The 20575-nt window shown below is 61.6% G+C and carries 18 protein-coding genes and 2 pseudogenes; 13 read left to right on the top strand and 7 right to left on the bottom strand.

Annotated features, from left to right (window positions below; genetic code table 11):
* Positions 1 to 5 precede the first annotated feature (5 nt).
* Positions 6 to 860, top strand: coding sequence for a 23S ribosomal RNA methyltransferase Erm (gene erm / locus CAPP_RS02325; RefSeq protein WP_076600013.1), 855 nt, complete (start codon positions 6 to 8; stop codon positions 858 to 860).
* 33 nt (positions 861 to 893) lie between these two features.
* Here the strand turns inward: erm and CAPP_RS02320 are convergent, their stop codons facing one another.
* Positions 894 to 1988, bottom strand: a complete 1095-nt coding sequence (locus CAPP_RS02320) for a type IV toxin-antitoxin system AbiEi family antitoxin domain-containing protein (RefSeq protein WP_076600014.1) — start codon at positions 1986 to 1988, stop codon at positions 894 to 896.
* A 168-nt stretch (positions 1989 to 2156) separates the two neighbouring features.
* Here CAPP_RS02320 and CAPP_RS02315 point away from each other — a divergent pair, with 168 nt between their 5' ends.
* The 4 genes and pseudogenes from CAPP_RS02315 to CAPP_RS02300 all read left to right on the top strand — a co-directional run bounded on the left by CAPP_RS02315 (position 2157) and on the right by CAPP_RS02300 (position 5311).
* Positions 2157 to 2894 carry a YfbU family protein gene (locus CAPP_RS02315; protein WP_076600015.1) on the top strand — a complete coding sequence of 246 codons (738 nt, stop codon included), beginning with the start codon at positions 2157 to 2159 and terminating at the stop codon, positions 2892 to 2894.
* A gap of 157 nt (positions 2895 to 3051) precedes the next feature.
* The gene (locus CAPP_RS02310) at positions 3052 to 3771 is read left to right on the top strand and encodes an Abi family protein (RefSeq protein ID WP_084560790.1); all 720 of its coding nucleotides are present in this window, start codon (positions 3052 to 3054) and stop codon (positions 3769 to 3771) included.
* Between the two features lie 138 nt (positions 3772 to 3909).
* Positions 3910 to 4047 (top strand): annotated as a pseudogene (locus CAPP_RS02305) (cadmium resistance transporter); the annotation flags it as partial.
* Positions 4048 to 4618: 571 nt separating this feature from the next.
* Positions 4619 to 5311, top strand: coding sequence for a hypothetical protein (locus tag CAPP_RS02300; protein ID WP_143313942.1), 693 nt, complete (start codon positions 4619 to 4621; stop codon positions 5309 to 5311).
* Here the strand turns inward: CAPP_RS02300 and CAPP_RS02295 are convergent.
* From CAPP_RS02295 to CAPP_RS02285, 3 genes and pseudogenes are all read right to left on the bottom strand, one after another.
* Positions 5282 to 6510 (bottom strand): IS3 family transposase gene (locus tag CAPP_RS02295; RefSeq protein WP_290173111.1). Its coding sequence is split into 2 segments (ribosomal slippage): positions 5282 to 6234 and positions 6234 to 6510, totalling 1230 coding nucleotides; the frame shifts between segments, so codons are not numbered across the junction. The two genes, CAPP_RS02300 and CAPP_RS02295, sit on opposite strands and share 30 nt — an antisense overlap.
* Before the next feature lie 216 nt (positions 6511 to 6726).
* Positions 6727 to 7551, bottom strand: a complete 825-nt coding sequence (locus CAPP_RS02290; RefSeq protein WP_076600051.1) for a hypothetical protein — start codon at positions 7549 to 7551, stop codon at positions 6727 to 6729.
* 134 nt (positions 7552 to 7685) lie between these two features.
* Positions 7686 to 9036 (bottom strand): annotated as a pseudogene (locus CAPP_RS02285) (IS256 family transposase).
* Between the two features lie 66 nt (positions 9037 to 9102).
* Here CAPP_RS02285 and CAPP_RS02280 point away from each other — a divergent pair.
* On the top strand, positions 9103 to 9738 hold the full coding sequence (locus CAPP_RS02280; protein ID WP_076599235.1) for a hypothetical protein: 636 nt from the start codon (positions 9103 to 9105) through the stop codon (positions 9736 to 9738).
* A gap of 32 nt (positions 9739 to 9770) precedes the next feature.
* On the opposite strand, the gene CAPP_RS02275 is transcribed toward CAPP_RS02280, so the two are convergent.
* The gene (locus CAPP_RS02275; RefSeq protein WP_234958847.1) at positions 9771 to 11216 is read right to left on the bottom strand and encodes an amino acid permease; all 1446 of its coding nucleotides are present in this window, start codon (positions 11214 to 11216) and stop codon (positions 9771 to 9773) included.
* Between the two features lie 93 nt (positions 11217 to 11309).
* On the opposite strand from CAPP_RS02275, the gene CAPP_RS02270 reads away from it, so the two are divergent.
* The 6 genes from CAPP_RS02270 (at position 11310) to CAPP_RS02245 (ending at position 15240) form a co-directional block, all read left to right on the top strand.
* Entirely contained in the window at positions 11310 to 12017 is a 708-nt protein-coding gene (locus CAPP_RS02270) for a hypothetical protein (protein ID WP_076599233.1), read from the top strand.
* 112 nt (positions 12018 to 12129) lie between these two features.
* A complete protein-coding gene (locus CAPP_RS02265; protein WP_076599232.1) occupies positions 12130 to 13647 on the top strand; it encodes an acyl-CoA carboxylase subunit beta in 1518 nt (505 codons plus the stop codon).
* Positions 13648 to 13692: 45 nt separating this feature from the next.
* Positions 13693 to 13911 carry an acyl-CoA carboxylase subunit epsilon gene (locus CAPP_RS02260; protein ID WP_076599231.1) on the top strand — a complete coding sequence of 73 codons (219 nt, stop codon included), beginning with the start codon at positions 13693 to 13695 and terminating at the stop codon, positions 13909 to 13911.
* Positions 13912 to 13944: 33 nt separating this feature from the next.
* The gene (locus tag CAPP_RS02255; RefSeq protein WP_076599230.1) at positions 13945 to 14535 is read left to right on the top strand and encodes a Maf family protein; all 591 of its coding nucleotides are present in this window, start codon (positions 13945 to 13947) and stop codon (positions 14533 to 14535) included.
* Between the two features lie 19 nt (positions 14536 to 14554).
* Positions 14555 to 14941, top strand: a complete 387-nt coding sequence (locus CAPP_RS02250) for a DoxX family protein (RefSeq protein WP_076599229.1) — start codon at positions 14555 to 14557, stop codon at positions 14939 to 14941.
* Between the two features lie 5 nt (positions 14942 to 14946).
* Positions 14947 to 15240 carry a DUF3253 domain-containing protein gene (locus CAPP_RS02245; protein WP_076599228.1) on the top strand — a complete coding sequence of 98 codons (294 nt, stop codon included), beginning with the start codon at positions 14947 to 14949 and terminating at the stop codon, positions 15238 to 15240.
* Here CAPP_RS02245 and CAPP_RS02240 read toward each other — a convergent pair.
* Both CAPP_RS02240 and CAPP_RS02235 read right to left on the bottom strand, forming a co-directional pair.
* Positions 15230 to 17041, bottom strand: a complete 1812-nt coding sequence (locus CAPP_RS02240) for a cation:proton antiporter (protein WP_143313868.1) — start codon at positions 17039 to 17041, stop codon at positions 15230 to 15232. The two genes, CAPP_RS02245 and CAPP_RS02240, sit on opposite strands and share 11 nt — an antisense overlap.
* Before the next feature lie 123 nt (positions 17042 to 17164).
* Entirely contained in the window at positions 17165 to 18037 is an 873-nt protein-coding gene (locus CAPP_RS02235) for a DUF4282 domain-containing protein (RefSeq protein WP_084560577.1), read from the bottom strand.
* Between the two features lie 243 nt (positions 18038 to 18280).
* Here CAPP_RS02235 and betT point away from each other — a divergent pair, with 243 nt between their 5' ends.
* Entirely contained in the window at positions 18281 to 20425 is a 2145-nt protein-coding gene (betT, locus tag CAPP_RS02230) for a choline BCCT transporter BetT (protein ID WP_076599226.1), read from the top strand.
* The last annotated feature ends 150 nt before the right edge of the window (positions 20426 to 20575 follow it).

Below are 20575 nucleotides of genomic sequence, written 5' to 3'. Positions count from 1 at the left end.
ACCTGATGTCTGCATACGGACACGGCCGTCACGAACATGGCCAAAATTTTCTCACCGACCACAAGATCATCAACTCCATCATCGACCTTGTAAAACAAACCTCCGGCCCCATCATTGAGATCGGACCAGGAAGCGGTGCCCTCACTCACCCGATGGCCCACTTTGGGAGGGCAATAACGGCAGTTGAAGTGGACGCAAAACTAGCTGCCAAACTCACACAAGAAACCTCCTCGGCGGCGGTCGAAGTGGTCCATGATGATTTCATTAACTTCCCGTTACCCGCCACCCCCTGCGTCATCGTGGGAAACATTCCCTTTCACCTCACCACTGCCATTCTTCGAAAGTTGCTGCATGCGCCGGCATGGACTGACGCTGTACTCCTCATGCAGTGGGAAGTCGCTCGCCGCCGGGCCGGGGTAGGCGCAAGCACGATGATGACCGCTCAGTGGTCCCCATGGTTCACATTTCACCTTGGTTCCCGAGTACCAAGGTCTGCTTTCCGGCCACAGCCAAACGTTGACGGGGGGATCTTAGTGATCCGCCGGGTGGGTGACCCGAAGATTCCGATAGAGCAGCGCAAAGCCTTTCAGGCGATGGTGCACACCGTTTTCACCGCCCGGGGACGCGGGATAGGGGAAATTCTCCGAAGGGCAGGGTTGTTTTCATCACGTTCAGAAACACAATCATGGTTGCGCTCGCGAGGAATCGACCCCGCGACCCTACCTCCCAGATTGCACACCAGCGACTGGATCGATCTCTTCCAGGTGACTGGTTCCTCTCTACCGCACCATCGACCCATTTCACCATCGGGAAGTAGTCAACGACCTCCTCGACGGAAAAACCGAAGCCGGCGGCGTTAATCCCCCCACCAAAACCGAAATCCACCAGTAGTACTAAAAGGTGAGCGAAGTCTGGCCGTAGCCCCGTTTGATTGTCTTCGGCACCTTTCGTTCAGCATCCGTGGGCGAGGGAAGCTGCTCGGTTGTGATGAGTTCGCTCTGCACAATCTCCTCGAGAAGCTGGATCTGCTGTACACCAAGCTCGACCGTTCTAGTGAGTATCCTCAACAAATCCAGTAGTTCGTCGTTCCATTCGTCCTCCCACTCTGTGGGGCGAATAAGATCCAGGGGTGTTGCACCTTTGCCGGCTGCGATCTTTTCCTGGAGCGCCGCTGTAAACCCGGGTGGCAGAGCTGTCCCGGCCACCATCTTCGCCACCTCCTCACCCACGGTGACCCGCGGAGCCAGGGACCGCATGAGGGTGTCGATCTGCTCCCGGAGAGGACGCACCGCCTCATCGATCGCCGCGCGCATCCGCCCGTCCAACTCGGGGGCCGGGAAATACTCCCCCAGCACATCCTCCAACCCCGCCGCATCCCCCGCAGGCAGGTCGAAGGCCTCCTCTTTCCCTGTCAGAGCCTCCAGAAGCTCCCACTTTTCCACCAGGGAGGCGCCGGCGGCGTCCGCCACCAGGTCGAGCAGATACCCGGGTTCGTGACCCTCGTCAGCGAGATTGGTGATGGTGCGGGCCGCCGTCGTGACCGGCAGGCCCGACACCGGGTGAAGCATCCAGTCATCATCCCCCAGATCGGCGCGGTGGAACCGGACGCCCGACTGTCGGCTGCGGCGTCGCGACCGCACCGTGAAATGTGCCCCGTCCGGCCACAAATCACCCATCCCCCACATCTCCGCGGCGGTCGTGTGCGAAACCACCGCCTCTGCGGCGAGGTGTGGATCACCGGTGCGCTCGGCGGCCATGAGCTCCGGGCGAAGCGCGAGCCAATGCGCCTTGACCTCGAGTTCCGCAGAGGGAGAAGTCCCGGTGGTGGCATAGACCCCGTGCCTGACGCGGGTGAGAACCCCGCGCGTAACCAAACGCCGCAGAGACTGCAGATCAACCCCACAGGCCGTGGCCTGGGCGGTGGTGACCAGACCCCACTGCTGGGAAGCCAGATCCCCCACCACCTCCGCCGCTTCTGCACCCTTCATGACACAAAAAATACGCCATATGTTCTTTTCGTGCCATTCGCGAAGACACTGAAGCCCCAACAAGGGGAATTATGTTCTACAGGGTGTACTCCAAGGGGACAGCGTTGCTCGATCCCATGTAAGCGCGTATTCTTTGGCGTAAGACACGAGTGCAGCCTTAGGAGGGCCATGCAATCTATAACCATTCGCATCCCGGTCGAACTGAAAAACCTCATCTCCGCTGAAGCGCAGAAGAAGGGGCAGACCCAGAGCGACTATCTACGACAACTCATCGAAACCCATGCGGGGCAGGTTAGGAGGGAGCCAATCCAAGAGGTATCGCTCAACGCGGCGGAGCGTAAGACGTTGGCGCTGGGGTATCAGCTCCTTCTGGCCTCCCAGGGAGACTTGCCCACCGAGCTGTATGACGAAGAATCCTTCCGCCACTCCGTCGAAGCCTTGGAACGCGGGTACGCGGGTGAGTACCACCAAATTTTTGCTGGCACCGACAAAGGATTGAGCCACGATGAGTGCAGGCTCGCATGGGACATCCTCGACATGTTCAGGGTGATCAAGTTCAGCGTTCGCAACTTGGGACAAAGTGGCTGGCAACAGATCGGCGTCGTCGATGCTGAGCACTACGGAACATTCCAAGGATTTGACGGCCAGATCGATCTTGAGTCAAGGCTTAGTGGATACGTCGACTATCTTGTCTGGACGGGGCGCTGGGAAGAGCAAAGGGAATTCCTTGAGAAGACGCGAGGAAACTCCCACAGCGAGATGCTCCCCACATACCGTTCCATGTTGGCGGAGTTCAAGCCCATCTGGCGTAAGGCCGTAGACCGAGGCGGTCGACTTCACCTCAATGCAGAGGAGATCAGGAATGTGCTGCTGGCCGCTCCAGGAGCGCACCTCGAGGAGGCGTAGACCCGGACAACGGTGTCTAATCAAGACGATAGGCAGGTCCACTTCACCGCCCCGTGCGCCCAGAATGCAACAACCCCGAGCACCAGGCCCGGGGTCGTGGGGTACGGTGCGTCGATCTACATCGACGCTCACTACATCAAGGATAGCATCAACCTCCATGAGGAGCAAAGACAAACTAGACGCCATGCTCGGAGCAGCCCGCTTCGAGACGTACTACCTGGCTGCAAGCAAAGACACAGAAAAGGCAGTACAGCTGTACCGATGGAACACCCGCCTGGCAGGCGCTCTCCACACCCAGCTGTCCTACTTCGAGGTCCTTACACGCAATGCCATGAACCGCACCCTCCAAGACTGGAACGATAAGGAATGCGGCCACAGAGACTGGTCCCTCGAGAACCAATCAGCGGAACTCTTATATGCCATGTTCAACCGCCCCATGGGACAGGCCAGGAAGTGGGCGAGGAAAGAGTCGAGACGTCGACACCACGGACACGCCCGCAAGAACGCTCCCCTCAACCACGATGATGTTGTAGCCCAGCTCACACTCGGCAACTGGTCCAATCTGCTGGGAGAGGCGCTACCGGTCCATCGGCCAAATGCCCAAATATTGTGGAGGGAATGCCTGCACAGAGCCTTTCCCAACGTCGATCCTGGAGACCGCTCGCGAGAGGACATCGGCAAGAAGTTCGAGCGATTGACGCATTTGCGCAACAGGGTGTCACACCAAGAAAACCTCTTGCAGACCAACATGCGAAGCCGACTCAACGACATGCTTGCCGTGCTCAGAGCCATTGACGAGAGTTACCCCGGTTGGGCCATGGTCGACAGTCAGGTACGACAGGTAGCACGGGAAGATCCTCGAAAAAGCTGGTCCTAATTTAGCGAAGTCCCTTGCGCCTCCCTCCTTGTCGCTAATCCAACCTGGCGACGGGGGTGAGGATCCGGGCGGAATCACCCTGTCTAAGGGGAGCGCGTCGATGCCACTGAGGAGGGGCTCCCAGAGGGGATGAATGCGGTCCTGTTGGCGAAGTTCGTGGCCACCCGTCCGCCCATCGCGGAGGTTCTCGAACGCTGGGAGCATGTGCTGTTCCCGATCGTTTTGATCGGCCTGGGTATCTTCATCCTCCTCAGCGGCGGCGCCTTCGGCCTTTAATAAGCTCATCTCCTGCGCTCCTAGGGCCTCTCTAGGTTTCCTCACCGGCATCAACTGAACCGCCTATGAAGTTGTGAAAGGCCGCTGCCGCAGGGACTCGACCACGCTTGGGCGACAGAAATTCTAAAACTGCCCTATTGGGGTGTACCCCAAAACAACAGTTGATGGCCAGGCACGTCCCGCCGTTGCGCAAGAGTCATGAAGAGGCTTCCGAAAACGAAAACCAGGATTATAGGGTGGAGTTACGCCAATGAACTTTTTCTTCCGTCGGGGACCTAATCCGGAGCCCGTTCCCGTTCTGCTTCCGGAGCCGTTGGGGGCAGAGGTCGATGCGCTTGTGGCTGCAGACCGCTTTGTCGCTGCCGTAAAACTCGTTCGCGAACGGACCGAACTTGGCCTCGTCGTCGCGACACGAGCGGTCCGTCACCGTTGAGGCGCATCATGACACACATGCGCCGGGCATAGCCTAGACCTGAGGAATCAGTGGGTATGCTTCATCATGGCATTACTCTGTTACGGGGTCGAAAGATGGGACCAAAGGGGCAGGTTCATCCCCTTATAGTGTTTCTTCGTGAATGACCTAGATTCCCAGGTGACCTGCTGGTGGTGCAAAGAGCGCCCCGCCGACTCCAAAGAACATAAGTTCAAGGCCTCCGACCTCCGCCGAGTCATGTTTAAAGATGATCCCGCCGCAATCGTCTGGATGGACGACAACGGCACACGGAGGGACGTCAAAGGCTGCAATGCGATCAACCGCGACCGGCACAGAGTGCTGAAGTTCGAGCCATCCTTGTGCGAAAAATGCAATAACGAGCACTCCCAAGTCTTTGACTTGTCCTACGACAAGTTCGCGGAGTATATAGCGACCACACCTGAGATTCATGATCGCGGCTACGTGTCGTTTCCTGACATCTTTGGCGGGGAGTGGCGCTCCGAGATGTTGAACGTGGCTCGGTACTTCATCAAGCACTTTGGATGCCGGATGGTTTCTAATGGTGTGCCAGTCCCGGAGTCGATGGTGAACTTCCTCAACGGTGGCGCAGAAATGAACGATGTGCGGCTGAATGTGGTGTGCAACGAGCAGATACGTCGCGGGATACTCCCTTACGAGCTTTGGATTTCCCCACACATAGGGATCCAGGACGAGCACACGAAGGAGGTAGTTGCTAGCACTTGTGCGTACTACATTCTAGGGGTCGGGGTGCGCTTTGAAGTGTCCTGGTTTTCGTTCCGCTTATTTAACGCCCAACGTTTGAGCGCCTGACCGTTGATAGTAAGCGTCCTCCATCTCCTGTGGAGTAATATATCCCAGGGATTGATGAAGTCGCTGGTTGTTCCACCAGTACACCCAGCGAAGGGTGGCAATCTCGACTTCACCGACCGATGCCCACGGCCGGTGGGGATAAATCAGCTCTGTTTTGTAGAGCCCGTTGACCGTTTCAGCCAACGCGTTGTCATAGGAGTCGCCAACGGTGCCGACAGACGGATCGATACCCGCCTGGGCGAGCGCTTCACCGTAACGGATCGACACATACTGCGAGCCGCGGTCACTGTGGTGGACAAGCCCTTCTGAGCGAAGATCACCAGCGTGATACAGGGCGTGCTCAAAGGCCTCCAGCGGCAGTTCATCGGTACGCATGCTCGCCCGAGTCGCGACACCGACGATCTTTCTGGAGTACACATCCGTGATAAACGCGGTGTAGGCAAAACCAGACAAGGTGCGCACATAGGTAATGTCAGCGACCCACAACCGGTGCGGTGCGGGGGCAGTGAAGTCTCGGTTGACCAGGTCAGGGCGGCAATCCGGCACGTTGGCCCGAAGCGTTGTCATCGGTGTGCGGCCGCGCCTGCGGCCGTAAATGCCAGCTTGCTTCATCAAACGCGCGGTCTGATCACGACCGATGTTCCAGCCGGCGCGCTGCATAGCCTTCCACATCTTGCGGACCCCGTAGACGCTGAAGTTGTCCTCGTAGACCCTCACCAATTCAGGAATAAGCAGCGCATCTGACAAACTCCTCGCCGACGGCGCTCGTGTTTTCGCTGCTCGGTAACCGCGAGAGGTGATGAACCCACATTCTGTCTCTTTCAATGTGCGACAGATAGCCTCGACCCCGAAGCGATCGCGATACGCATCGATGTATTCGATCATCTTCTGGTGGGACGGTCGAGTTCCGCCGCGAAAAAAGCTGACGCGGTTTTCAAGATCTCATTAGCCCTGCGTAGCTCCTTAATCTCTTTCCGCAGCCGCTTCAGTTCGTCAGCCGTTGACTCGCCGGCGCCAATCTCAACATCGGACGAGACCATATTCGGCTTCAACCAATCGTTGAGCGTGTGCGCTGGAATGCCGAGCTTTTCACCGATCTCTACGGCTGCACCCCATTTCGAACACCCTTCGAGCTCCACGAGGTCCTCAGCCAAACGCACTGCCTTGGCCTTGAACTCGTCACTGTACTTCCTTGGCATGATTCCAATCCTTCTCTAGAAATGATCGGAACTAAACCCAGGACACTTCACTTTGAATGGGGCGGAAACCCCCTGGCGAACGGGAAGGGGTGGGGGCAGTTCTTCGACTTTCCCCGCGCCCATATTAACTACTATTTGGACGATGAAGCCGTCACCCAGCGTCTCACAGTAGAGAATGATCCTCGCGCCCAGTAGGCACAGGGGTCAGGTGGCTTGCTACTGGCTTTGGAACCGTGAGTCCGAATTAAAGACCATAACCCGCTGGGTCACTTGATGAGCGGCTGCGTGAAAGTCTTGGGGGTTACCGCTGCGATGAGGCTCCATCATGCTCGTGGAGTAGGCGACAATGCCCGCAGTAGCGAGAACGAAGTCATACGTCCTCCAATGATTGGACCATGGCCTATGGTCCGCATAAGTGGCCATTGCTAGTTGGGTCAACAGATTCGAGTGGACGTATTTGTTCAACTCCGAGTAGAGCCTTCCTCCATCCATTGGAGAAAGGTGGTTGTCGGCCAGATTCTGGTAGCCGCTCGGGGCGGCGTTGGACTTCATATATCCCATCTGCCCGAGGATGCTCTGGACTGGAAGGAATTCATTACGAATGGGCGAGAAGGGATGTTCAGCTTTCATTGCCCCGTCTTCTCTGAGAGTCTTATCCAGAAGGTTTACGGCACGGGTGACGCGAGCGAGATGATCGGCGGGCTCACAGAGAAAGCTCAGAACTGCAGAGTTCTCTACTGCAGTTCGAGCGAGGATTGCAGGGGCTAAGGGTGCTGTCACGCCAGTGGTGAGGATATGTCCGATAGCGTGGAGAGCTCCCCCGGCAGATTGTGCGACTAGGGTGCTCTGGTCGTCTGGCAGCTTTGCGACTTCGTACCGAGCGGTTCCCGGCTCGGTGGCTTTTAGTTTTTCATTGATGTTGGCGCGTTCGTCGTCAGTAATTGCTCGTCCGCTGCGAGCCAGCTCGTTGACGCTGTTGGCGAGGTCGATGCAGAGCTGGCCGAGGGGTTCCAGGGCGTAGTCCTGGTAGATGAAATCCATTGGAATAGTATGTCCGGTCATCCTGGCAGAATTCGAACGCGACTTGATCCGCGAGTGCGCCAACGCCAGCCTGGAAGCCATCTGGGGAAGAAGTCGCGGGAGAGTGTCCGATTGTTTGTGTGCGGGGGCTTGGGTTACAAGTAGTCCGCGAATCGGTCGGGGTACGCCACGGCTAGTTGGTTGATGGCTTGTTTCCATCCGGTGGCTTTCGCTCCTTCAATATAGCCGTTGCATTCGATGTCACGTTTCGCTTTCTTCGCTCGCTGGGCAGCGCGCTTGTCCTCGATGTTGCAGATCATCAGCCATAGCGTCTTCAGTGCCGCAGTATCGTTCGGGAATTGGCCCCGGTTACGGGTGGCTTTGCGCAGTTTAAGCGTTGAGCGATTCGATCGAGTTGGTGGTGTAGAGCACCCGCCGTGCCGCAAGCGGGAACTGCAGAAACGGTATGAACCGCTCCCAGGCGTCGCGCCAGACTTTGACCGACTGCGGGTATTTCTGGCCCAACTCTGAGGCCTCGAAGGCGTCTAAGCCGGCACGGGCGGTGTCCTCGTTTGCGGCCGTGTAGACCTCACGCAGCGCCCGGGAGACAGATTTGCGGTCCTGGTAGGACACCCACCGGTTCGCAGCCCGAATCAGGTGCACAATGCAGGTCTGCACCATAGAATTTGGCCAGGTTGCCTCCACGGCTTCCGGTAGACCTTTCAGCCCGTCGCAGCAGACGATGAACACGTCTTGGACACCCCGGTTGGCCAGGTCCGCGCACACCGATGCCCAGAATGCGGCGCCTTCATTATCAGCGATCCACAATCCCAAGATGTGCTTGATGCCGTCGATGTCGATGCCAACAGCCATGTAGCAGGCTTTGTTGACCACGCGGTGACCGTCACGGATTTTGACTCGTAGTGCGTCGAGGAAGATCACCGGGTAAAACTCGTCGAGCTGGCGGTTTTGCCAGATCATGACCTCGTCTAACACCGCATCGGTAATCGTGCTGATCGTATCCGGGCTCATATCCACCCCAAGCGTGGTTGCGAGATGGTGCTGAATATCGCGCACTGTCATCCCGCCGGCATACAGCGAGACGATCATGTCGTCGAGCTCTGTCAGCCGGCGTGCTCCCTTGGGCACCATCTTCGGTGCAAACGTGCCGACACGGTCCCTGGGCACGGTCACTTCCACTGCGCCGTAGCCAGAATTGACGGTCTTGGTGTACGACCCGTTGCGGTGATTGCTCTCCTGCGCGGTTTCCACTTGGGCTTTGGCCTTGCGGTCGGAATGGCTATAGCCCAAATGTGCATCCATCTCTGCCTGCAGACCAGCGTTGATCGATGCCTGCAGCGGGCCTTTGACCAGGTCGCTTGCATCATCAGCGGACGTCGACAGCTCGCTGATCAAGCTGGCCAGCTCAGGATTTTCCATCAGCTTCTCGCTGATCTCGTTGACCCTCGCCGGGTCATGGCCTTTCTTCGGTGACACCGTAGTCATTATCGGTGAAACTCCTTCTAGATCAGAGCCTCACACACAAACTTCCCGACACTCCCGCGCAACGGGATGGATGTAGGCGCGGAGAAGCTGGTCACGGATGCTCTATCCGCGAACGATCCGACTGTGTTCTCCCCCGAGGTGCTTTATGAAGCAGCAGCGAAATACTTCGGTGATGACGGAATGCGGATGTACCACCGCTACTGGTTCTTCGCGGCCCCGTCGTTGGAGTACTTCCTCGACTTCATCCGTGCGCCCGGCGTGGACTTCGCTGAGGCGGTGTTCGCGCTCCAGTCGGTGGAAGACGTCGCTACGAATCCGGATTACACACTGCTGGCGGCAACGTGGTTTGAGCGTTTCGACATCGGCTTTGACGTCATCACCACCGGTGGTCCCAGTGCAAGGATGGCGGAGGATTTCGCGTCGGCCGTCGGTATGAAATACGACCCGGTATGGGCAGTGGGCGTGATCTTCGTGAATATCCGCCAGCAACTCTCACGATCAGTTGTGCGGGGATCGGAGGCAGTGCAGCGTGCATCGCTTGCCCGAATCACGGAGCGGATTGTCATGCTGCGCAAGACGGTGGAAAAGGCCGCTGGCTCAGAAGATGTCCGCATCGATTGGGAAGCAGAAGTCCGCGCGCTGAAGGCCGAATTCGGCAGCCACCCTGTGGTTCGGGCGGCCTTCGAGGAGTGGGGGTTGTGACTGCCTGGGGAGGTTTCCCGCTGACTCGGGCGTTAGCGCACCATGTTCCAGATGGTCACGCCGACGATCACGATGCCCATGACGCCGACGAAGATGGTGTCGGGGCGGTTGGCGTAGTGCTTGTACGCGGTGGCCTGGCGGAAGAGCAGCGACGGGACGATGTAGACCAAGAAGGCGACGAAGATGCCGCCGACGACGGAGATCAGCGTCATGATAGACGGGTTGAACACCGCGATCAGGGTGCCGGTGACGAAGACGAAGAGGTCGATCACCCAGCGCAGGGCGTTCTCGCTGACGCGCTGGGCGAAGTTCGGTGCGGCGACGCGCAGCAGGTACGTCGTGCCCTCCTCGGTGCCCATCATGTGGCCGAAGTAGGACGAGGCGATCGCGCAAATGGCCACAATAGGGCTCAACCAGGCCATGAGCGGGGTGCCGGTCTCGTTCGCCAGGTAAGACAGCACGGGGATGTTCTGCTCCGCCGCGGCATCGAGACCGTCGGCGCCGAGAGCGAATGCGCACGACCAGACGAAGAACATGGTGAACAGCACTAGCGCGGCCGCGGCGATGAGCTCGATCTTGGTGACGTCTTTCTCGGTTGCGGCGACGTCGTCGTCATGCTTCTTTTGCACATCCAGGGCGAACTGCGACAGGGCGGCCATGTGGCTGAAGGAGAAGACCAGGACGGGCAGGAGTAGGAGCAGTGACTGCCAGAGCGGGGTGTCGGATTGGTAGGACATGAAGCTCTGGATGTCCCACCGCGGGATCAGGTACAGCGAGACACCTGCCAGCGCCACGATGAGCGGGTAGACGAGGAAATTCGCCATGGCCAGGGTGGCCTTCTGTCCGAATGCGAATGCGCCGGTGAGAATGCCCACGCAGATGGGCGCCAGCACCCAGCGGCTGATCTCCGGGCCGTCGAACTGGTTGGCAATGAAGCTATCGATGGTGTTGGTGATGGACACACCGTAGATCAGCACCGTCGGATAGACCGCCAGCCAATACACCAGGGCCGTGATGAAGCCGCGTGTGCGTCCAGTGAGCGCGGTGACTACTTGCAGGACGTCCAAGCCGGGCATCGGTGAGCCGGAAACAATGCGCGCATAGGTGCGGTGGGAGAAGAACACCAGCGGGCCGATGAACAACGTAGCGATCAGCAGCGGCCAGAAGCCGAACGTGCCGGCGTCCAAAGGCAGGAACAAAATGCCGGCGCCGACGGCGGTGCCGAAGAGCGTGAGCGCCCAGGACATCACGGAGCCGTCGGGGACGTCGCTACTCGCCGCCTGCTCCTCGATGTACTCCCGGTCGGCGTCCGAGAGGTGGTCCATCTCGAACTCCTCGCGGGCCTGCTCCAGGTGCTCCTCGCTGTGCAGCTCCGGCAGGTCGTCGGTGCCGCTGTCAGACGAATTCGGGGTTGGGGTGCCGGAAGCAGTGGACATGAGCGGCCTTTCGTCGATAAGCGCCGTACTTGGATGAGTCAATTAAACAGTAGAGGCACACCTCGCTTTCTCTTGAGGGACTCTCCACCGGGTTTTGGCCTGAACTGGTTGCGCCGCCGGGCTACACTCCTGCCCATGAGAACCCACCGCGCCCCCGTCATCGCTGTCCTCGCCGCTGTCGCCGCATTCGCTGCGGGTTGCTCCACGTCCGGGAATCTCGAGGAGCCTGCGCTGAGCACGGTTGCGGCTCCAACCCAGGAGGATACGGCGGAGGAAGTGGTCACGGAGGTGGTGACCAAGGAAGCTCCGGCGGAAGAATCAAAGGCGGAGAAGCCGAAGAAGGACGCACCCAAGAAGAAGGAAAAGTGCGCCTCCCTGCCCAAGGACCCGCGCGACCAGTATCCGGACGGAAGTGCGCCGGGACGCATGCCGGCGGAGGATTGGGAGGACTACAACTTCTGGATCGGGGATATTGAGAACCACTACGACCCCTGCGCCCCGGTCAGCTGGATCATCTTCCGCGGCGGACTCGGCGACGCCGACCACCCCGCGCAGACAGGCGCCTCGATGACCAACGGCATCGCGTTCTACGTCCACGGCGAACCTATCGACGAAATGACCCTGTTCACCCAGGTCGAAAGTGTGACTGCCAACCCCGACGGCTCCGTCGATTTCACCTGGGGCGAGCGCACCCGTTCCACCGCGGAGGGCATCACCGCCTATTACACGGCAACGATTGAGCCGCGCGATGGCACGATGGTGCCGCTGAGCGGCAATGCGAAGGACTTCAGCGGCCACTGGAATGAGCCCCGCAACAAATTCCTGCTCGGCCACTACGACTAGGGGGCGGCGTGGTGGGGCGTCGATAAGCGCTTCGCGAAACATTGGGGACGCGCGGACCGATAGGCGGTGTGGAACCTGATGAAGAAGCTGTGAGCCCGTAAAGTGGAGCGCTATGACCGACAAGAAGCCCGACCTGACCACGACCGCTGGCAAAATCGAAGACTTGCGCAACAGGCTCGCTGAATCGCGCGAGCCGATGGGCAGCGAAGCGACCCGCGCCGCGGGCGAGGCGGGAATCTCCACCGCACGCCAGCGCGTCGAGGCGCTGCTGGACAACGACAGCTTCGTCGAAACCGATGCCCTGGCACGCCACCGCGTCGAGGACTACGGCATGGGGCGCACCAAGCCCGCGACCGACGGCGTGGTCACGGGCTACGGGCTTATCGACGGCCGACGGGTCACCGTCTACTCCCACGACTCCTCCATCTTCGACGGTCAGATGGGCGAGGTCTACGCCGAGAAGATCCTGAAAATCTACGACTTGGCTATTAAGACGGGCGTGCCGGTCATCGCGATCCACGACTCGACCGGCGGGCGTCTGCAGGAAGGCGTGGTCACCGCGGCGATGTCGGCGAAGATCCTGCGCAAGGCGACGGAAGCGTCCGGCGTGGTGCCGCAGATCTCCGTCGTGGCGGGCGAGGTCGCGTCGCTGGCGGCGCTGCTCGTGCCGGTCAGCGACATCACCGTGATGGTCAAGGACGCGACCATGCATCTGACGTCCGTGAGTGCGGTGACGAAGGTGACCCGGCGCGTGGCCACCGCGAAGTCCCTGGGTGGTTCCGACGTGCACTCCAAGATCACCAATATCGCGCACCTGGTCGCCCCGACCGACCTCGAGGCGATGTCGACCGTCCGCGACCTGGTCGGCTTCCTGCCGGAGAATAACCGCGCGGCCTCCCCCATCAACGAGAGCTCCACCGAGCCGGAGACCGGCGACCTGGACACCTTCATCCCGAACTCGGACGCGGAGTCCTACGACGTCCGCGAAGTGATCACCCGCGTCACCGACAAGGGCCTGATGGAGCTCAGCCGCGGGTACGCGGACAATATCGTCACCGGTTTCGCGCACATCTCCGGCCGTGCGGTGGGCATCGTAGCCAACCAGCCGAGCGTGCTCGCCGGCTGCCTCGACCACGCCGCTGCGCGCAAGGCCGCACGGTTCATCCGCGTGTGCGATTCCTTCAATATCCCCATCGTCGAGTTCGTCGACTCCCCCGGCTTCTACCCGTCGGAGGAGGAAGAGCACCTCGGTTCCGCCGCGCACGGTGCGGCGCTCGCCTTCGCGTACGCCGAGGCACAGGTGGGCAAGGTCACCGTCATCCTCCGCCGCGCAATCGGCCCGTCGTACGTGACCATGGGGTCGAAGGACCTGGGTGCCGATATCGTGCTGGCATGGCCGACCGCGCAGATCGCGCTTGCCGACGCCACCACCGCCGGCGAGCAGCTCTCCGTCGACGTCGACGAATACGCCACGACCACCATGACTCCGTACGTGGCCACCGAGCGTGGCCTGGTCGACATCGTCATCGAGCCGTCCCAGACCCGCACCCAGGTGCTGGAAGCGCTGCGCCTGCTGGAGCGCAAGGTCGTCTACTCGATCCCGAAGAAGCACGGCAATATCCCGTTCTAAGTTCCTGTTTTCTTTATCACACCCTGTAAGGAGGTCACACCTGCGATGTCCCAGCCCACGGCTCAACCACTGTTCACCGTCGTTAAAGGCGCGCCCACCGATGAGGAGCTCGCCGCGCTGACCCAGGTGCTCACCGACCTGCAGCAGGCCGCCAAGGCCCGCACCTCCGGCGGCCACCGCAACCTGTGGGGCCGCCCCACCCCGCGCGAGCACGGCCCGGTGGTGTTCAACCCGTCCGCGTTCAACTCGCAAACGCTGTTCTAGGCTCTGCGTCCTGCTTTAGGTTCTCTACTGATAATGCGCCTCGTTCTCGTTTCCCAGTCCCCGTCCCGTCGGATGATCCTGCACAACGCCGGAGTGGATCCCATCCAACACCCGGCACACGTGGATGAGGATGCGATCATCTCGTCTCTGGCAGGTTCTCCCCCGGCGGACGTGGTCTCGGCGCTTGCCCGCGCCAAAGCTGATGCAGTGGCTCCGGAGTACCCCGATGACATCGTGGTCGGCTGCGATTCCATGCTGCTGCTCGGCGGCCAGCTGAAAGGCAAGCCGCACACCGTGGAGGAGACGATCCGCCGCTGGCGCGCCCAGCGCGGCCAGACCGCCGAGCTGGTCACCGGCCACGCCATCGGCTACAAGGGCGAGTGGGTGGTGGACACCGTGTCCACCAGCATCCACTTCGGCGACGCCACCGACGCTGATATCGAGGCCTACGCCCGCTCCGGCGAACCCCTCGAATGCGCCGGCGCTTTCACCCTGGAGGCTCTCGGCGGCTGGTTCATCGACTCCATCGAGGGCGACCAGACTTCCGTCATCGGCCTGTCCCTGCCACTTCTCCGGAAGGCCCTCTACTCCTTCGGTGTGAACGCCTCGGATCTCTGGCGCTGATCGCGCCTATGCTGGTTCCATGAGCTTTGGCAATACCGACCGCCTCGATCGTGCGGTGAAGAAATCCCTCGTCCCGCTGCTCGCCGGGGCGGGTGCCCTCCACTTCTTCAAGCCTGCGTCCTTCGACGGCATCGTGCCGCCGCAACTGCCCGGTAGCCAACGCACCTATACGTATACCTCCGGCGCAGCTGAGCTTGCCACCGCTGCGCTGCTGGCTAACCCGGCAACGCGTCAGGCGGGCGGGTTCGCGGCCGCAACGCTGTTCACGTTGGTGTGGCCGGGCAATTTCTACATGGCCTATCTGTGGCGGGACAAGCCCTGGCACAGGCAGATCATCTCGCTGGGCCGGCTTCCGCTGCAGATTCCGCTCATCCGCGCCGGAATCGACATCGCCCGGGGCGTCTAGCCGCTGTGTTTGACACTCGCCCATCCGCAGCGGAACTGCGCCGCGGCATCATCGAGCTGCTCAGCTCCCGCAAACCGGAGTCGTCCATCTGCCCCTCCGACGTCGCACGCGCGCTTGGCACGCCCGACGGGTGGCGCGACCTCATGGACCCAGTCCGGGCTGCCGCAGGGGAACTGGTGTCTGAGGGCACCGTGATCGTCACCCAGGGCTCGCAGACGGTCGATCTGGAGACGGTGAAGGGCCCCATCCGCATCCGCCGCGGACCGAGTTGGTCTTCGGCGGATGATCCTAACCGCTGACCTCCTCTTCCTCCCTGGCCGGTTCGTTCCCGCCCATGATGCCCGTGCGCAGGAAGCTCTCCGACTGGGCCTCGATGGACAGTTGAGCACCGTCGAGGCGGCGGAGCTGGTAGGAGAAATCGTCGGCGTCGATACGCCCGGCGTCGCGGTCCGCGACGAGTGCCTCGCGCTGGGCCTTCACGCGCGCGATGCCGTAGTCCGCGAGCTGCTGCGGAATCGCCTTGAGGTCCACCTCTTCCTCCTCGTCGGCGGCCGCGCTGAAACCGTGTGGATTGCGGAGCACGCCGAGCAGGTCCTCGACCTTCGCCGCGTGAATCTTCTCCTCCGACAGGCCGCCGTAGCGCAGAGCGCGCTCCAGATCCGCCGGAACCGGCACGGCAGTCGCCGCGTCGCGGAGCAGCGTGCGCTGACGCTGGCGTTCCTCCCACGAACTCGGCTCGTCTTGCCCGGGGTTGACTACGTCGACAAGCAAGCCCAGCGTGCCACCCTGGACGATGAGCGATGCGCCCGCGACGATGAACGCGACGAGCACGAGGAAACCGCGTCCCTCCGTGTCGTGCGGAAGCGTCTGCGCCGCGGCCAGAGTGATCGCGCCGCGCATGCCCGCCCACACGATGACGGCGCCGGCGCGGAAACCGAGCGATTTCTCCGCGAAATAGCGCGCGTCTCCGTAGCGGCGGCTGACTGTCTGCTGCGCTGAGCTGAGGCGGCGCTGCGCACGCTCGTCCTGCATGTGGGGGTCGGCGGAGACTTCCTGGATGCGGCTGTCGAGAACGTCGAGACGCTCCATGCGCTTCAGCGTGCGCTCCGCCTGCGAGCGCATCACGTACATCATCGGGGTGACTGTCAGCGTGCGCACCACGAGCACCGTCGCCCAGCAGGCCATCGCTACGGTGAACGACATCATGAACGTGTAGCCAGATGCCCGTGCGTCGTCAATCAGGTGCGGCATCTGCAAGCCCATCAGCACGAAGACCAGCGACTCCAGGACGAGGCCGAGCGTGTCCCAAGTCTGCGCGTCGGACATGCGCACCGACGGCCCCAGCACCCCCACGCTCTTTCGCGCCACCACGAGACCGGCCACGACCGTGCCCACCAGGCCCGACGCGCCGATCTCCTCCGTCGGGAGGAACGCCGCGAACGGGATGGCCAGCGAGAGCACCGTGTTCGATGTCGGATGGTGGACGAACCGGCGCAGGAACATCGCGCCGTGACCGACGAGCAGGCCCACGATCACCGCGCCGGCCACCGCCCAGAAGAAGTTGGCCAGCACCTCCCCCGCCGTCACCTTGGACCGCGCCGCCAGCAGCGCCGTGCCCAGGGTGACCAGTGCGGAGGCATCGTTGATCAAGCCCTCGCCGTCCAGGATCGCGATGATGCGCCTATTCACACCCGCCTTCTTCACAATGCCCACAGCCACCGCGTCCGACGGGCTGACCACGGCACCCACCGCGATCGCGATCGGCAGCGGGATCGCCGGGACGATCAGGTGGATCACCCAGCCCACCGACACTGCCGTGAGCACCACGAGCACGACCGCCAGCAGGAAGATCGAACTGAAATTCCGGCGGAAATCGTGCACCGGCATGCGCATCGCCGTCGCGAACAGCAGCGGCGGCAGGATCAACTCCAGAATGATCTCCGGGTCGATGACCACCTCCGGCACCTGCGGCACGAATGCCACCGCCGCGCTGAGGACAAGCAGAAGTACTGGAGCGACCACCCCGATGCGCTCCCCCAACGGTTCCGCGAGCGCGATGACCGCCAGCATGATCACGATGAGCAAGATGATGAACGTCACGGTCACAAATTTTAGCGGCGCACACGAAAACCGCCCCGCTCCCCCGTGAGCGGACTGTTTGTCCTTACGGGGTTGCGGGGCGGTTCGGTTTGGTGCAGTGCGCTGCGGGTCAGCGCAAGGCTGCTACTTCCGTGCCTCGCCCTGGTCCACCAGCTCAGTCGTGTTCTGCGCGATGCGGACCACCGAGACGAGAACCTCGAGCATCACGCGCGAAATAACGACCTGGAACAGCGCCCACAGGGTGCCGAAGATCAGCCAGCCGAAGAGCATCAGCAGACCGATACCGACGCCCTCGGTGAAGCCGGTGAATGCGAGGATCAGGCCGCCGACCCACATCAGGGCAGCGAAGACCAGGTAGATGATGTACAGGACCTTGACGAAGTCGATGGTGATAAAGCGACGGAACTCAAAGTCGAAGAGTGCGCCGAAGAAGCCATCCTTCTTCTTAGCAGCAGCGGCCGGTGCGTCCTGCGAGAAGGCACCGCCACCGAAACCCTGGTTCTGAGGCTGGCCCTGGCCGAACTGGGTGGTCTGGCCGAACTGGGTGGTCTGGCCATACTGCTGCTGGCCGTACTGGTCGCCGTAGGTCGGCTGCTGGGAGGTCTGGCCGAAGCCGCCGGTGGTCGCGGATGCGCCTGCACCGGTGCCGCTGCCGGCAGCGGTGGTGTCGGCAGCACCGTAGGAACCGAAGCCGGAGTTGATCGCGCCTGAACCGGTAGCGGAGGCGCTGTCCTGGCTGCTGGAGGACGAGCCGGCGGCACCGAAGGTCTCGGTGGCGTCAGCGCCGGTGTTGGATGCGCCGAAGCCGGTCGATGCCGCACCAGTGCTGGATGCGCCGTAGGAACCGAAGGAATCGGAGGAACCGTAATTGCCCGGTGCGGCGTGGGCGCCGGAGCTGGAGTTATCGGCGCCGGAGGTCGACGGGTTCGCACCGTAATCCGGCGTGGAGCCGTAGTCCGGGTTCGAGGAATTCTCAGGGTTGTACGGAGTAGACATGAGCAATCCTTTACAAAATTTCGCGGTCAGACCTAAAACAGTCTACGGTTCAGCACCGATAAGCGCTCGCCTTATCGCTATTGTGGTGTGTTTGTGCGCCCACACGGCGCAGGACACCTGTCATTTTCCGTTTTCTCAAATGAATATGAAGGAGCAACAGTGAGCCCCGACGCGTCGCGCGCACGAGCTTCAGCCCCTGCAAAAACTAAAGGTGAACAAAAACACAATACTGACGGGATCGTCGTGGAGAATTTCCACGACGAGGCCCACGAAGAACTGGGCGCCAAGGGCTACTCCCGCGTCAACAAACCAGTCTTCATCGCCTCCGGCATCCTGATCATCGCCTTCGTGCTGTGGTCCGCGATCTTCCCCGACCAGGCCGAGACCGTGATCTTCGGTTCCATGGACTGGATCGGCCGCACCTTCGGCTGGTACTACGTCCTCACCGCCGCGCTCATCGTGATCTTCGTGCTCACAGTCGCCTTGAGTAAATTCGGCGATATCCGCTTGGGCCCCGACCACTCGCGGCCGCGATTCAGCCTGTTCACCTGGGCATCGATGCTCTTCGCCGCCGGCATCGGCGTGGATTTGATGTTCTTCGCCATCTCCGGCCCGGCCGTCAACTACCTGACCCCGCCGGACAGCGAGCCGCTTTCCGACGCCGCCGCGCAGATGGCGCCGGGGTGGACCATCTTCCACTACGGCATCCCCGGCTGGTCCATGTACGCCCTGATGGGCGTGGCGCTCGGCCTGGCGGCCTACCGCTACCACCTGCCGCTGTCCATCCGCTCCGCGCTCGCCCCACTTTTCGGCAAGCGCGTCAAGGGGATTGCCGGCGACACCGTCGACGTCGTGGCCACCATCGGCACAATCTTCGGCATCGGCACCTCGCTCGGCATCGGCGTCGTCTTCCTCAACTACGGACTGACCGCCTTGTTCGGCATCCCGAACAACCTGACTGTCTGGATCGCGCTGATCATCGTGTCGGTGGCAATGGCGACGGTGTCGGCAGTCTCAGGCGTCGATAAGGGCATTCGACGTCTCTCCGAGACCAACGTCTTCCTTGCCCTGGGCCTGTTGCTCTACATCCTCCTCGCGGGCGACACCCCTACCCTGCTCAAGCAGCTCGTGCAGAACGCCGGCGACTCGATCGGGCAGCTGCCGCACATGCTCTTCGCCACCTTCGGCTACACCGGCGGCGCCGCCGACTACCCGGCGGACCAGTGGCTGCAGGACTGGACGATCTTCTTCTGGGCCTGGTGGATCGCGTGGGCGCCGTTCGTCGGTCTGTTTCTCACCCGCATCTCTCGCGGCCGCACGCTGCGTGAGTTCATCATCGGCGTGCTCATCGTCCCGCCGGGATTCATCCTGCTGTTCATCTCCATCCTGTCCAACTCCGCGCTGGCGCACTTCCAGGCGGGCGACGAGGCCTTCCTGAACGAGGCCGTGGAGGTCCCCGAATCCGGCTACTTCAACCTGCTGTCGCAGTACCCGGGTGCGACCTTCCTGATCGGCCTGTCCGTCATCGTCGGCCTGCTGCTGTACGTCACCTCCGCCGACTCCGGCGCGCTGGTCATGGCGAATATGACCTCGTACGCCACCCGCGGCGATTCCGACGGCGCTCCGTGGCTGCGCATCTTCTGGGCCGTCATCATCGGCGCGCTCACCCTGGCCATGCTGCTTGTCGACGGCGTGTACACCCTCCAAGCCGCCACCGTCCTGATCGGCCTGCCGTTCTCCGTGGTGATGTACCTGCTCATGGCGTCTGTCGCGAAGGTGCTGCGCGCCGAGAAACGCGCCGCCGACTCCGCGACGCGCGCGCTGGTGTCCCGCTCGATGACGGGCACTGCTGTCGTAGACGACGACCGCGACTGGAGGGAACGACTCGCCCGCCGCGTTTCTTTCCCCACCCGCGACGATGCTGTGGCCTTCATGAACGACATCGCCTCTCCCGCCATGGCAGAAGTCGCCGCGGAGCTCAAGCACCTGGGCAGCGACGTGCACCTCGTCAAGGACGTCAACGCGGACACCGGCCTGCCGTTCATCGACCTGACTATGGCGTTCAGTGACCACGACGAGTTCAAGTACCAGCTCTACCCGCTGGCCTACGAGGTGCCCAGCTACGCCACCAACGCCAGGGAAGGCCAGGAGCACTTCTACCGCGTCGAGGTCTTCAACGCCCGTGGCACACGCGGCCACAACGTGATCACGTACAACACGGACCAGGTCATCCAGGACGTGATCAACTACTTTGACCGACACCTCTTCTACATGGACATGGCGGACGAGGCCAGTGGCCAGGTCATCGCCGACTCGTCGGTGCCGGCACCCACCACGTGGGACGACGCGGGCGCAGACATCGATGTGGCCGAGAACACCGAGCCGTAAATCCACAGATAGGTACCCTCGTTTGAGGGAACGCGCTTTCACGCCGCTCTCGCTTCCGCGGATTTCTCTGCGGGGCCGTGGGCGGCGTTCGCGCATCACGAGCGTGGGGCTTTTCATCTTCACGCTTCCGCCACTAACCGAAAGGACCGT

The sequence above is a fragment of the Corynebacterium appendicis CIP 107643 genome (assembly GCF_030408415.1).
Lineage (GTDB): Bacteria > Actinomycetota > Actinomycetes > Mycobacteriales > Mycobacteriaceae > Corynebacterium > Corynebacterium appendicis.
The sequence above is the reverse complement of the archived record's forward strand: the minus strand, read 5'-3'. Positions and strand labels throughout refer to the sequence as shown.

Bases quoted from the DNA above. Each gene is read 5' to 3' on its own strand.
- CAPP_RS02320 (WP_076600014.1), bottom strand. From the start codon at position 1,988: ATGAAGGGTGCAGAAGCGGCGGAGGTGGTGGGGGATCTGGCTTCCCAG.
- CAPP_RS02260 (WP_076599231.1), top strand. From the start codon at position 13,693: ATGTCCCAGCCCACGGCTCAACCACTGTTCACCGTCGTTAAAGGCGCG.
- CAPP_RS02280 (WP_076599235.1), top strand. From the start codon at position 9,103: ATGGATGTAGGCGCGGAGAAGCTGGTCACGGATGCTCTATCCGCGAAC.
- CAPP_RS02290 (WP_076600051.1), bottom strand. From the start codon at position 7,551: ATGGATTTCATCTACCAGGACTACGCCCTGGAACCCCTCGGCCAGCTC.
- CAPP_RS02250 (WP_076599229.1), top strand. From the start codon at position 14,555: ATGAGCTTTGGCAATACCGACCGCCTCGATCGTGCGGTGAAGAAATCC.
- CAPP_RS02270 (WP_076599233.1), top strand. From the start codon at position 11,310: ATGAGAACCCACCGCGCCCCCGTCATCGCTGTCCTCGCCGCTGTCGCC.
- erm (WP_076600013.1), top strand. From the start codon at position 6: ATGTCTGCATACGGACACGGCCGTCACGAACATGGCCAAAATTTTCTC.
- CAPP_RS02315 (WP_076600015.1), top strand. From the start codon at position 2,157: ATGCAATCTATAACCATTCGCATCCCGGTCGAACTGAAAAACCTCATC.
- CAPP_RS02255 (WP_076599230.1), top strand. From the start codon at position 13,945: ATGCGCCTCGTTCTCGTTTCCCAGTCCCCGTCCCGTCGGATGATCCTG.
- CAPP_RS02310 (WP_084560790.1), top strand. From the start codon at position 3,052: ATGAGGAGCAAAGACAAACTAGACGCCATGCTCGGAGCAGCCCGCTTC.
- CAPP_RS02235 (WP_084560577.1), bottom strand. From the start codon at position 18,037: ATGTCTACTCCGTACAACCCTGAGAATTCCTCGAACCCGGACTACGGC.
- CAPP_RS02265 (WP_076599232.1), top strand. From the start codon at position 12,130: ATGACCGACAAGAAGCCCGACCTGACCACGACCGCTGGCAAAATCGAA.